At 52.7% G+C, this 12,930-nt stretch carries 14 protein-coding genes; 11 read left to right on the top strand and 3 right to left on the bottom strand.

Annotation, left to right across the window (positions count from 1 at the left end; all coding sequences use genetic code 11):
• Nucleotides 1–49: 49 nt before the first annotated feature.
• The 3 genes from D1841_RS14940 to D1841_RS14930 all read right to left on the bottom strand — a co-directional run bounded on the left by D1841_RS14940 (nt 50) and on the right by D1841_RS14930 (nt 1,988).
• Complete coding sequence (locus D1841_RS14940; protein ID WP_201751251.1) at nt 50–655, bottom strand: recombinase family protein; 606 nt, start codon at nt 653–655, stop codon at nt 50–52.
• A gap of 287 nt (nt 656–942) precedes the next feature.
• Nucleotides 943–1,266: an AzlD domain-containing protein gene (locus D1841_RS14935; protein WP_160642590.1), complete on the bottom strand. Its 324-nt coding sequence runs from the start codon at nt 1,264–1,266 to the stop codon at nt 943–945.
• Nucleotides 1,263–1,988: an AzlC family ABC transporter permease gene (locus tag D1841_RS14930; protein WP_334462446.1), complete on the bottom strand. Its 726-nt coding sequence runs from the start codon at nt 1,986–1,988 to the stop codon at nt 1,263–1,265. The genes D1841_RS14935 and D1841_RS14930 overlap by 4 nt, the downstream gene beginning before the upstream one ends.
• A 375-nt stretch (nt 1,989–2,363) precedes the next feature.
• On the opposite strand from D1841_RS14930, the gene D1841_RS14925 reads away from it, so the two are divergent.
• The 11 genes from D1841_RS14925 to D1841_RS14875 all read left to right on the top strand — a co-directional run bounded on the left by D1841_RS14925 (nt 2,364) and on the right by D1841_RS14875 (nt 12,828).
• Nucleotides 2,364–2,921: a DUF4854 domain-containing protein gene (locus tag D1841_RS14925; protein WP_160642592.1), complete on the top strand. Its 558-nt coding sequence runs from the start codon at nt 2,364–2,366 to the stop codon at nt 2,919–2,921.
• Between the two features lie 138 nt (nt 2,922–3,059).
• A complete protein-coding gene (locus D1841_RS14920; protein ID WP_160642593.1) occupies nt 3,060–3,428 on the top strand; it encodes a TnpV protein in 369 nt (122 codons plus the stop codon).
• 612 nt (nt 3,429–4,040) lie between these two features.
• A complete protein-coding gene (locus tag D1841_RS14915; protein ID WP_160642594.1) occupies nt 4,041–4,715 on the top strand; it encodes a response regulator transcription factor in 675 nt (224 codons plus the stop codon).
• On the top strand, nt 4,703–5,983 hold the full coding sequence (locus D1841_RS14910; RefSeq protein WP_160642595.1) for a sensor histidine kinase: 1,281 nt from the start codon (nt 4,703–4,705) through the stop codon (nt 5,981–5,983). Before D1841_RS14915 ends, D1841_RS14910 begins: the two co-directional genes overlap by 13 nt.
• A 111-nt stretch (nt 5,984–6,094) precedes the next feature.
• Nucleotides 6,095–7,129, top strand: coding sequence for a hypothetical protein (locus D1841_RS14905; protein ID WP_160642596.1), 1,035 nt, complete (start codon nt 6,095–6,097; stop codon nt 7,127–7,129).
• 2 nt (nt 7,130–7,131) lie between these two features.
• Nucleotides 7,132–8,298 (top strand): hypothetical protein, encoded by a 1,167-nt coding sequence (locus tag D1841_RS14900; RefSeq protein WP_160642597.1) that lies wholly within the window; start codon nt 7,132–7,134, stop codon nt 8,296–8,298.
• Between the two features lies 1 nt (nt 8,299).
• Complete coding sequence (locus D1841_RS14895; RefSeq protein ID WP_161880104.1) at nt 8,300–8,500, top strand: hypothetical protein; 201 nt, start codon at nt 8,300–8,302, stop codon at nt 8,498–8,500.
• 46 nt (nt 8,501–8,546) lie between these two features.
• Nucleotides 8,547–9,434: an ABC transporter ATP-binding protein gene (locus tag D1841_RS14890; RefSeq protein ID WP_160642598.1), complete on the top strand. Its 888-nt coding sequence runs from the start codon at nt 8,547–8,549 to the stop codon at nt 9,432–9,434.
• A complete protein-coding gene (locus D1841_RS14885) occupies nt 9,412–10,632 on the top strand; it encodes an ABC transporter permease (protein ID WP_160642599.1) in 1,221 nt (406 codons plus the stop codon). The genes D1841_RS14890 and D1841_RS14885 overlap by 23 nt, the downstream gene beginning before the upstream one ends.
• Entirely contained in the window at nt 10,629–12,629 is a 2,001-nt protein-coding gene (locus D1841_RS14880; RefSeq protein ID WP_160642600.1) for an ABC transporter permease, read from the top strand. The genes D1841_RS14885 and D1841_RS14880 overlap by 4 nt, the downstream gene beginning before the upstream one ends.
• Nucleotides 12,619–12,828 carry a hypothetical protein gene (locus tag D1841_RS14875; protein ID WP_160642601.1) on the top strand — a complete coding sequence of 70 codons (210 nt, stop codon included), beginning with the start codon at nt 12,619–12,621 and terminating at the stop codon, nt 12,826–12,828. The genes D1841_RS14880 and D1841_RS14875 overlap by 11 nt, the downstream gene beginning before the upstream one ends.
• The last annotated feature ends 102 nt before the right edge of the window (nt 12,829–12,930 follow it).

Raw genomic sequence — 12,930 nt, 5'->3', positions numbered from 1 at the left:
GTTCTACACAACTCCGGACACTGCTTTTTATACACTTTATACAATCCATTTACTCTTTCACCTCGTTAAGCCGGGCTGCCGCGTCGTAAAACGTAGACTTTGGTATGCCGCAGCACTCCGCAGCCTCCCGCAGGCTGATTTTTTTCTCCCTCCACGCCTGGCATAATTCTGGAAAGCTGTCCGGCATGGCCTGCGGCTCCGGGCCAAAATGCACCCCCCGCCGCTTTGCCGCCGCAATGCCCTCTGCCTGCCGCTGCCGTATATTTTCCCTCTCGCTCTCCGCCACGAAGGAGAGGATTTGCAGCACCAGGTCGGCAATAAACGTGCCCATCAGATCTTTAGCGGTGCGGGTGTCCAAAAGCGGCATGTCTATCACGCAGATATCCACGCCCTTTTCCTTTGTCAAAACACGCCACTGCTCCTGGACTTCTTTATAGTTGCGGCCCAGGCGGTCAATGCTTTTTATGTACAGCAAGTTGCCTGATCGCAGCCTTTTGACCAACTTTTTGTACTGGGGGCGCTCGAAATCCTTGCCAGACTGCTTGTCCATATAAATGTTTTTCTCTGCTACACATTTTCCCTCCACCAGGGCAATCCGCTGCCTGTCCTCATTTTGCTCCGTGCTGGAAACCCGCACATAACCGTATGTTTTCAAACTGATCCGCTCCTTCCATGTAATGACATTTTACATCACGGGAAAAGGGCAGTCTAATCCACGTAAATAACTCTGGCAGCGCGCCAATAAAACTCTGAAGAAGCTGGCCGCTATCGCCTATACAGAAGAAAATATTCCGTATCTGCTGGACAAAGCCTGCGGAAACGCCTATATCCTTCATCACGCAGCCCTGCGGATGAAAGAGGAAGGCCTGCTTGGTTCAAAGCTTCGCATGAAAACACGGGGCATGCGAAGCGCCCCCGCCTGTCCGGCGGGGGCGCTGTATTTTACCCGATTCCTCCCCCTGGCACCAGAAACAGCTCGGCTGCCAGCACCACCAGGCAGCAGGCCATTGCCACCTTGAACAGGCTTGCGCCCCGCCAGGCCAGGAATACCCCGGCCAGCAGGGCCAGCAGCCCGGCTATAGGGCTTTGGGTGGCCTCCATGATGGCGGGGAAGGTCATAACCGCCAGGGTGGTATAAGGGACGTAATAGAGGAAGGAGCGCAGGGTGCGGTTCTTTATCTCCCGCCGGATGAGCACCAGGGGCGTGGCCCGGATGATATAAGAGACGCCGGCGGAAACCAGAATGTACAGCCAGATGTTTTTCATGCCTGCCCCTCCCCTCTCTCCTCATCCTGCACAGGGAACAGCACTGCCGCGCCCAGGGAGAGCACCACAGTCAGCAGGATGGTTTTTATTCCCGGGGAAATGCCTGCCAGCAGGGGCCAGTTTGCCAGGGCAAAGCTGGCGGCAAAACTGAGAAGCACCAGCCCCAGCACCACCTTGTCTTTTTTCCAGGGAGGCACAATGATTGCCAGGAACATGCCGTAAAGCCCTACGCTTAAAGCGCTCATCAGCCGCAGGGGCAGCACATTCCCCACTGCCACGCCTAAAAAGGTGCCCAGCCCCCAGCCGGGAATGGAGACAGCCATGGCGCCGTATGTATACCAGGGATTCAGCCTGCCGGGATAGGCAATGGAGATGCCAAAAATTTCATCTGTCACGTCAAAGGCTACCAGCATCCGGTGGGCCAGCGAGGTTTCCGGCGGGAGCTTCTGGCTTAGAGAACAGCTCATCAGCAGATACCGGGCGTTTGCCACCAGGGTCATCACAGCTACCTCCCAGTAGCCCGCCCCAGCGGCTGCCAGGGAAAACACAGCGTATTCCCCGGCGGAAGCGTTATTGGTTAGGCTTTCCACCATGGCCTGCAGGGCGGAAAACCCGGCGTTTTTTGCGGCGATGCCCAGGGTGAAGGCTACGGCAAAATACCCCAGGGCAATAGGCATTCCATCCCGTATGCCGCGGCGGAAGCACTGGCGGTTTGTTTCCACAAAAATCCCCCTTCTACTTGCACAGTTCAACAGCATATACCATCTTACCCCCTTCCAGGGAAATGTGTCAAGTGTTTTGTGGCTTTGGACGCGCACGAGTTGGGGGGTTATGCTTTTAGTGGTTCAAAGGTTTTGGAGCCTGGCTTTTGACAGACAAAAAAGCCTGTGGCGGGTTACAACCTTGTAAGAATCAGCAAAAAATCATGCAAACAATTACAATATTTTCCTTTATTTCTTTGTTTCTTTGGCGAAGGATACAAAGCGTATCTTCCCTTCTTGACAAGTGCAATTTTATCTTCTATACTTGTATGTGGTTTTACAGGGGCCTGCGCCCTTTGCAAATACCAGTACAAAATGCAGAAAGGTGATATTGCAATGAAAAAGAATCTTTTCCGTCTGATGGCCTGTGTTGTGGCCTTCGCCATGGTGCTGTCCCTGGCTGCTTGCAGCGGCGACAGCAAGTCCTCATCTTCCTCTAAATCAGAGTCCAGCGCTGCTTCTTCTGAGGTTGCCAGCAGCAAGGCTGCTGAGAGCAGCGAAGCCTCTTCCGAGGCTTCCAGCGAGGCTTCTAGCGAGGCCGCCACTGGTGTGCGCACTGAGAAGTATGCCAGCGTAGAGGAGTTCCTGGCTGACCCCGCTGTTAAGGATCAGCTTGAAACCATGATGTCTTCTCTGGGCGACGGCATGGATATTACACTTACCGGCGAAGGCGACAAGCTGATTTACACCTTCACCTTTAGCGAGGAAGTGGACATTGAAGCCACCAAGGCCGCTATGGAAGAGCAGATGAACAGCGACACCTTTGCCACCACTTTCAAGGGCATTGCCGGCACTCTGCCTGATGCCATTGATGTGGCTAACCCCTCTGTGGTTGTTACCTATAACGCTGTTGACGGCACTGAAATCTATTCCCAGGAGTATTTCCCGGAATAAGGAAAAAGCAAAGCATATAAAGCAGACCGGCGGGCGCTTTGGGAGGAACTTCGTAAAGAAGTTCCTCCCAAAACTTTTGTCAAGCCAGCCGGTTGTGATTGAATTGCGAGGAATTTCTACATATTGGAGGACTATATCATGGAAAAGTCACTATTTGAGCGCATGGGTGGAACCTATCATCAAGAGGGCGATTACTTTCTCCCCGACCTGTCTGTACCCGAACTTCCCGCCATCGGTATATGGGGACAACGGAGGAGGCGGTATCTGAAAGAACACCGTCAGGCCCTTTATACGGCTTTGCTACTATCTGGCAAATTGAACGACCACCTGTCCGAAGTTGACGAACAAGCAGAAGCTATGTTTTCTCAGCTTGTAAAACAGATGGCGGCACAGGACAGTATCACCGAGCAGTTTAAAGCGGATAATCAAATGGAATGGGTCAGGCAAATGAACAGCGCCCGAAACCGGGCGGAGGAAGTTATCTATAATAAGTTGATTTACGCCTGAAATTAAGAAACCTGTAGAGAACATTTAGCAGACTGCCCTATATTCAAAGATACGGGGCAGTCTGTTACTGTCCGGCCCGATATTTTTCTTTTACCGCCTTTATTTTCTCCCTGGCCCGAATGACTGAGTGCATGATTGATTGCGGTCTGCAACGCTCCATCTGTCGAAATTTTATATAAAACGTTTCCGATATTTCCAAATCACAAAATTCCCCCTGCCCGTCTGTAAAAGCTGATAAAATACGACGTTTTTTCCATCGCTCCACACTTCCGTCCGAAGTGTATAGACCTTATCCATGAACGTCATTTGCCTGCCCTCCTACAAAAAAGCTGGGTGAAAGGGCTTAACCTCTCACCCAGCAGCCCGTGAGGATGTGCAATTTGGGAGCTACCCTTGAAATTTCTCCAATTTTTTCAGCCAGTTTCCAACGCTGCCTTTAGCAATTTGCCTGTACAAGAGTGCCGGTATCGCCACGGTCAGGAGGATGAGCCTCATTTGCACAATTGATACTTACCGCTCCACAGTGTATAATTTATAATATTCCATCGAGTTTCGATCTTGACGGAATTTTGACTTTCTCCCTATATGATGAAAAAGGCTGGAGGTGTTCACATGGCATACAGAATTTTGATCGTGGATGATGAGCCGATCCTGACCGAACTGCTTTCCACCCATTTGCAGGATCACGGATATGCCGTTTCCGTAGCCAACAGTAGCGATGAAGCCCTGGCAAAGCTGAATACAAAGCCAAATCTCATTCTGCTGGACATCAATATGCCGGGGATGGATGGACTGGAGCTGTGCAAGGTCATTCGGAATCATATCGTCTGCCCTATCCTGTTTCTGACGGCGCGGATCACAGAACAGGATAAGGTCAACGGCCTGCGGGCCGGAGGGGACGACTATATTACCAAGCCTTTCGGCTTGCAGGAATTGATTGCCCGCATTGAGGCCCATCTGCGCCGGGACGAGCGGAATAACCGCCCGCCGGAGGTCGTGACCTCCCAGGGGCTGATTATCAACCTCTCCGACAGAAAAGTATTTTGGAACGAGCAGGAGCTTTCCTTTTCCAAGAGGGAATTTGACATCATCGAATTTCTGTCCTCTAACCCCAATCAGGTCTTTGACAAGGAGCGTATCTATGAGGCGGTATGGGGCTATGACGCGGAGGGCGACAGCAGCGTGATTAAAGAGCATATCCGCAAAATCCGCGCAAAGCTCATGCAGGCCAGCGGAAATGAGTACATCGAAACAGTTTGGGGGATGGGCTACCGATGGAAAAAATAAAAAGACAATCCCTGAAACGCTCTTTTATGGAGGCTGTGGCGATTACTATGTTGATCGTGTTCCTGTGCAGCGGGCTTGCAATGTTCGGCTGTTACCGTCTCCAAAAGCATATTCTTCCCGATTCCAACGAGGTCTGGCTGACGCAGCAGACAACCGCCCTGGATGGTACGGTCACAGAGGCAAAGCTGAGGTATGTCCTTAATGGCCCGCCAGAGCCATTCGGACAACTGGTAGCAGACGGTCAAGAACACAATGAGGCTCAGGAGCAGACAAGTTACAGGATAGAACGCATTGAATCCAGCTACTCTATGCTTTCCTCCAAAGCAAAAACGGCCTACCGCGCTTCACAGATTTGTATGGTACTGCTGCCGCTTGTGTTTGCTGTAATTGGAATTACTCTGTGCGCGTGGTGGTTTTATCACAAGATACTGGAGCCGCCAATCACTGTCCTGATGGATGCCACCACGCATATTCAAGACCAGGATTTGAATTTTCAGATTAACTTTGACGGGCGGGATGAGTTGGGTCAGCTCTGTACTGCGTTTGAAAAAATGCGGCAGACCCTATATGAGAATAACCGTCAGCTCTGGAGTATGCTGGAGGAACGCCGCGCATTGCAGGCGTCCGTGGCCCACGATCTGCGTAATCCCATCGCCATTATGACAGGCTATGTGGAATATTTGCAGGAGAACCGCCAGGGCGGAACCTTGACGGACGAAAAATTAGAAAAGGCGCTCACCAATCTCGGCATTACTGCGGAGCGTATGGGCCGCTACACAGATACCATGCGCGACCTGGGCGCGATTGAGGAAACAGAAGTCCACCGCGGAGAAGTGGAACTTCCTGACTTTTTACAGCACATGGCGGACTCATTATCCATCCTGTTTCAGAATACCGAAGTGCGCTTTGCTTGTGATTTCCATGTGCCAGCGGGTAGGGTCGTCCTTGACGGGGAACTGTTATACCGCGTTCTGGAAAACCTGATTTCCAATGCCCTGCGTTTTGCGGAACATCAAATTGAACTCGCCTTTTACCTGGAACACGGAACGCTGTCGGCCACCGTGACAGACGATGGGCCGGGTTTCTCAGATAAGCTTCTGCAAAAGAAAACCGCCCTGTTCTACTCCGAAGATACCTCCGGCAAGCACCTGGGCCTGGGGCTTGCGGTGAGCCGGGTGCTGTGCCAAAAGCATGGGGGAACCATAGAGCTGTCAAACAGATTGCCGCATGGAGCCTGCGTGAAAGCCACCATCACCATCAAGCAATAAATCGTCCCTCCAAAATGCCGCCCAAAAAACTTGGGCGGCATTTTACTTTCCTTGACCGAATTTTGACCTTTGGCCGCTATGCTTAGTCCATCAAAGCAAAGGAGGCCATGTATGCGAAAACGATTGATTGCCGTTCCCCTGCTGTGCGGCGCGCTTTTATCCCTCGCCGCCTGCGGGAACTATGCCATTCCGGACAGTACACCCCCGCCGTCACAGGCTGTTGCCGCAAACCCGTTTGAGGCGGCGGAGGAGGATGCCGGATTTCTGGCAATGCTCACCCACGGGGCTGCTTCGGCTGATTTTTCCGAGAGTGGGGAGCGTCTGCCATTCCCCTATGACGGCGGCGAGTTTCGGCTGGAGTACCAGTTTTCTCTCACCGGCAAAATGGATACCGTTGGATTTCTCCTGTTTCTGGACGGCCAGCCCCAGCCCTACAAGGTAAACGATACCGCAGCGGAGTATGAGTATTGTCACAGCTTCCCTGCAAAGGAGGATCAGAGCTTTTCTTTCCTCTTTGAGCCTGTGACCGGCAGCACCGGCGATACGCTGGCCCTGACCGTGGTGAGCATCACGAATCCGGACTTCCAGCCGGATATGGAATCCACCTCCAGCTATGGCTGGTATCATAAGACGCTGGATTCCTATGTTGAATTGAAGTTCAACGTGGACGCCCCCGCCGCCCATTCAGACCTTCCGCCCGTCCGGGAAATCTTTTCACAAAGCGAAGCGCGGGAGGAAAAGGCCACAGCGCGGTATGTGGAAAACGAGCTTCCCAAATACGGCTGGGGCGGTGTGAGCATGGACACGCTGGACAGCGGGATCTATTATACATTTTCCTGTGACGGCGGCATCGTCTATGACAACCTGCGTGTTTCCGCTCCCGTCACCCTGCGATTTACCATGTGCGGCACAGCCGGAACAAGCTACAGCATCGCTTTCTTCCTGGATCATCAGCCGGTGAAATTTGACGAGAGCACCTCCTGCTCTGTTACATTGAGCAAGGGGGGCGTCATGGAGCTTGAGGCCGTGATCGCCCCGGATATGCTGGGAGATTTCAACACCCTTTACTGCGTTGCCGTCCCCCAGGGCGGAGCCTCTGCCCCGTTCTTTAAGACCAATTCTATTTTATTGTATAAGGAGAACTGAACATGAAAAAGACGCTCTGCATCACATTGTCGCTGCTTTTTACCCTGGCATTGTCCGCCTGCGGTAAGGCGGATTCACCCACCCCTACGGTTTCGGGAAGCAACTCCTCCAATACACCCGTGGTTTCTGTTCCAAACGCAGGCAGTCAGCAGGAACAGTCCCCTTCTTCCTGCACCTTCGACCCCGCCCTGTTTGGCGGCAAGCTCCAGAGCTGCGCCTATGCCGGGAATGGAACGCTTCTCGTACTGGCGGACAAGCTGTACCTCTACGATACCGGCGCTGCCACGGTGCTGGCTACCGCGGAAGCGCCCCTGCGCGACTTTGAAGCCCAGGCCACTGACGGGGGCTACGTCCTGTCCGGCATGGGCGACAGCGGCATGATGGCGTACATCTATGACAGCTCCCTCTCTCTGAACAAGGAGATCGCGGTGGATGAGCTTTTACAGGGGGATCTTGTTGTCAGCGAAACCGGGGGCGTAGCGGCCTCCACAGACGGGAAAAAGCTGGCCTTCGCCGCCTTGGGTGGGCTGTATCTGTATGACCTGGAAAGCGGGAGCCTGACTACCCTCCTGGACATGGCCCAAGACGCCGGAACAGCCAGCATCCGTATTTCCATGCTGAATGGTGCTGCCTTTGCCCAGGATAACAGCCAGATCGTGTTCTTTGGCAGCGGCAGCTCGATTCCCGCGGCAGACGGCGAGGAAGATTTTTCCATTTACGGGAGTATCGCCGTGGATGGCGGCGGTCTGAAGCTCACAAAACCGTCCGGCTATGAAATGGAAGAAATACAGGGCAGCGTCAGCCGGTTGTTTTTCCCGCAGACCTTTACCCAGGCCAACGGAACGCTTCTTTGGATCGACCGGGCAACTGGCAGCACCGATACGCTTTCCTTCTCTACCGGCAATGAGGGCAAGGACGGCGTATACGGCTCAGAGCAGGGCAGTTATGTTGCGACCGCCATTTTAGACGGCAGCCTGACGGTTCGTGTCTATGATGTGGCCTCCGGCGAACTGGTCGCCACCGAGGTGATTGAGAACTCCGACCCCACATATTTCAACCGTATCCCCAGGATTTACCTTTTAGACGGGGCCAAAACCGCCGTAGTTGTTCTTGGGGGCAGTATCAGTGAAATTGATACGCTGGTATCCACATTTGAGTTTGGAGCGTAACATGGAGATCGCAGGCGGAAACGTGCGTGGAATGGAAACAAAATGCCAGCCTATTTCCCGCATCTGGCTTGATACAGAACGAAAGATCGCATCCTTTCATCCTCTTGCTGATACTGAGCAAAACCATTTTTGCTGTTACAGCCGTGAGCAATTTATGATATATACCTTTGCCCTGGTAGAGAACGGATTTCGGTTTATGTAGGGCATTGTAAGCAACCTATATTCATTACTCGAATTTGGAGAATAACATGGAAATCACATTTGAAAGCGTATCCAAGCAATACAAAAGCAAGTATGCGCTGAAAAACTTTACCGCCACCTTAAGCGAGGGCGTGTACGGCCTGCTGGGTGAAAACGGGGCCGGGAAAACAACGCTTATCAATACCTTTGTGGGTATCCTGCGCGGGGACAGCGGCACGATTCGGGTGGACGGACAGGATGTGAGGACGCTGGGTAAAGCGTTCCTGTCCCAAATCGGCTATATGCCGCAGTATCCTATCTTCTATCGGGATTTTACTGTCAAGGATTTTCTGCTCTATATGTGTGCGCTGAAAGACATTCCCACCCATGAAGCGGAGATCCGGGTTTCGGAACTGCTGGCCACGGTGAATCTAACAGACGCGCAGGACAAGAAAATCGGTGCGCTCTCCGGTGGTATGCGCCAGCGCGTCGGCATTGTGCAGGCCATGCTGTCCGACCCCAAAATCCTGATTCTGGACGAGCCTACCGCCGGTCTTGACCCCAGCGAACGGATACGGTTTCGCAACCTGATCTCCCGGTTTGCCCAAGGCCGGACAATCCTGCTGGCAACCCACATCGTTTCAGATGTTGAGTGCATCGCGCGGGAAATCCTGCTGCTGAAACAAGGGACGCTGCTCATGCAGGGAACGCCCGCCGCGCTGGAACAGGGGATTGAAGGTAAGGTGTGGAGTGTAACTGCCGGGGCCGAGAGCGCCGCGCTGCTGACCGATATGTACTGCGTCAGCAACATGAAGCAGGAGGACGGACAGTTTACCCTCCGCATTGTTGAGGATGGATGCCCGATCAAAACCGCACAGCCTGTCAAGCCCAACCTGGAGGATGTGTTCTTATACTATTGCAGGGGGGAGCGCCATGATACGTCTGATACGGTATGAGTTTATCAAGCAGTTCTGTAAACGCTCCATCCTGGCGCTCTTTGTGGTGTTCAGCCTCGCCAACCTGTTCAAAATCTATGGCGAATACAAATCCTACTCCTATCTGACAGACGGGAACGAAGAGCGGAGCTGGCACACGCTTCATTGGCAGCTCTATGAGGAATACCAGGGTGAAATCACCCCGGAGAAGATCGAACGCCTGCTTGCGGTTTATCAGCCTCTTGTGGAGGCCACATCGGATATGACCGCAAGCACAGCCACCGATGACCCCAACACGATGACCGGGAACCTGTATAGCGACAGGAACCTGCTGGACAAATATTTCGTAACACCTATGCAGTATTTCTATGAGTACAGCGGCCGGTCGGAGCAAGTGGCAAATAGAGCGCGGCAAAGCGCCGCGCTCTATGGGGAACAGGAAGCGGTCTACCAGCAGAGGGAGAGCGGCGCGATTTATAACCTTTACGCTGGCCGCGCCATTCCCGCCTTTGCCTATCGGGAAATGTGCAATTACTATCTGAACTATGATTTTTCCATCATCCTGACCCTCCTGCTTTGTCTCTATGGGATCATCGGAACCTTTGTGAGCGAGCGGGAAACGCAGATGGATATGCTGTTACTGGTAAGTCCTAACGGCGGCAGAAAAACAGCCCTGGCGAAAATCCTCGCGGCCACCCTGTTTCTGCTTTTGACCTCGCTGTGGTTTTCTCTCCTTGACCTGATTGGCTTTGCGGCCTCCTTTCAGACCTTGGAAGGGCTGACCCTGCCGGTGTTCGCGATTCCGAACTTTGCGGAGGTATCCGTCAATCTCAGCATTTTTCAGTACGCCCTCCTGTCTGCGGCACTTAGATGCGCTGGCACATGGGCGATTGGGATGCTCTGGCTGTTGGTTTCGATGTTCTGGAAAAATGCCTTGCTCCCGTTTGTCATCAATTTTTCCCTCTGTATAGTGCTGGTTGTCAGCGGAGCCGCCTGCGCCTACTCCAATTTTTTCTGGACAAAGGTGCTGAATCCCTATTCTCTGCTGACAACCCGTGTTCTCCTGGGCAAAACGGAGTTTGTGAACCTGGGCGGGTTCCCCGTCCTGACTTGGCAGGCCGCAGTTTGGATTTCTTTGACAGCGGGCTTTGTGCTTGTTACCGCAATCTATTTTCTGTCAGCGGAAAACTGCCACCGCTGTGTTGGGAGGGCAAAATGAGTGTTTTCTCTTATGAATGGAAAAAACTGATGGTCATGCAACGGGGCTTGCTCTATATCTTGGCCGCGCTCCTGGTCAGTACGGTTTGGCTGGCTGCAACCGACAGGCCGCAGAACAGCGCGATGGAAGAATACCGTGAGGAATACGAGTGGTATCTGGAACGGCTGGACGGAGCCTGCACAGAGGAAAAAGCTGCTTGGTTGGAGCAGGAGGCCCAGGCCATCACGGAGGCCCGATATACCCGCTCTCAATCTCAGGAAAGCTATTACAGCGGTCAGATCACAGAGGAACAGTATGAGCGGCAGATCGCGGAGGTCAACACGGTTTTAGCCCATGAGCATGGCTTTGAAGCAGTGTATCAGCAATATTTATATATCTGCGAGAACACCGGCAATCGTTACTTTCTGAAAACAAACGGCTGGGCGGGGCTGTTTTCCTCTCAAACGCTGGACTTCCCGCTGTTCCTTGTCATTTTGATTTTGTCCGCTACGGTTTTTTGCTCGGAATATAGCTGCCAGATGGACGCGCTTTTGCGGACGGCACCGCAGAGCCGCAAGAGTGCCAGAAGCAAAGTCGTGATGACCCTCTGCGCCGTGTTCGCTCTCTGCGGAGGGCTGGCCCTGATTCGTTTTGCTTTCTTCGGAATAAAATACGGCCTGCCCCACGGGGAGTACCCTGTTCAGAGTATCGCCAGTTTTGGAGGCAGTACAAAAAATATCTCTTTGCTGGCCGCGTATCTGATTCTGACCGTCCTGCGCTGTTTTGGCTCGGTGTATCTCGCCGCCCTGCTGCTCTTTACCTCCGTTTTGGTGAAGAAATATGCTTTGACGGTGGTGATCGGGGTGGCATCCACCTTGATACCGTATATCGGCCTGTCCAGACAGATTTGCTACCGCTTGCCGCTGCCCCTGCCGTTCCTGCTGGCAACCGGATTCCTGGAAGGGACTTCCTCTGTGGAAGATTCATTGACAGGTGAACCCATCGTGACTTTCTCGGAGCGTTCCCCCCAGGAGTTGTTGGCCCTGCTGGGCCTGTCCGCTGTGTGCTGCGCCCTCACGGTATGGTGGGTGCTGCGGCAAAACACAAACTGCTGGCAGTCTGGAAAAAAGTTCGTCAGACGGCGTGGGGCCACAGTGTTGGGACTGCTAATTTTGCTCTCGCTGTCCGGCTGCTCTGCCGCAGAATCCACAAACGGGATATTCAATTCATCTTCGCAAAGTGTGTCGGAAACTTACAGTGTGATCTTCGACGATCAGACGCGGACATACTCTCTGGAGAACCGGGAAACCGGCGCTTTGACGGATTTGGCCCTCTCTCCGCTGTTCGGGGCCTTTTCGGATGGCGAATCCATTAAAGCTGTCTATATGGATGCTCCGTACATTTACTATATGACCTCCCGCACAGAGCAGTATGTGGATCGGGTCGGCAGCTACAACAGCACAGCGACCCAGGTGTCCATCGTCCAGCTTGATACAGAAACCTTTGAGGAACAGTTTATTTTTGAGAAAATAACGGACAGCGGGCGCTCTCTGCTGGGAATTGATTATACCGTGGGGGATACCTGGATGTTTCTGCAATACTGCTACGGCTTTTTCTTGAACGATGACAGCCTCTTTTTCATTACGAATGATGGGATTACGGAAGTAGGCAGAACAATCCAGCTCACGAAAATGCTGGACATCCCCACCAGGGAGAATATAGCGTTTGATGGGCGGACGATCTTTTACATCAACGAAAATTCTTTGCTGACGGCGTATGATACTAAGACCCACAAGGCCAGGCCGTTTCGGAATATGGTTGCCTCTGACTTTTGTTTGACCGATCAAGGGCTGTATTTCATCAATCGCATGGATTCCGACTGTGTTTATCTATGCGGCAGGGATGGCGTTGGCAGTCTGAAAATTTCAAATGATCCGGCCCTGTCTGTCATTTATGACGGTGAGGAAGTTACTATGATTCTAAAATCAGACGGGAAGGAGGTGGTTTTTGAGCCGTGACAGTACGGGAGCACCAAGCATCCGTCAGAGCAAAGCGAAAAAAACGCATCAGGAGGTTGGTGATCGCCTACGCTCTGCGGAGTGCGATCATCCTTCTGCTGGTTCTAATGGAGGACTGTGTAATCCCCAACTGTTTTTTACAGAACACCATACAAAGGGGCATTTTCCAGAGCAAACTGTAAAATTTGCTGATTTGTAATTGACAAACTACTTCCCCATGTGGTCAATGTCATTAAGTTAGTACGCAAGGACGCACGCCAAAGGGCTAGGGGGCACAAAAAAGAGCAAAAGGAATTGGGGG

Origin of the sequence: Neglectibacter sp. X4 (genome assembly GCF_009917365.1) — a bacterium.
Classification (GTDB): Bacteria; Bacillota; Clostridia; order Oscillospirales; family Acutalibacteraceae; genus Acutalibacter.
This window is presented reverse-complemented; position numbering and strand designations above follow the sequence as displayed.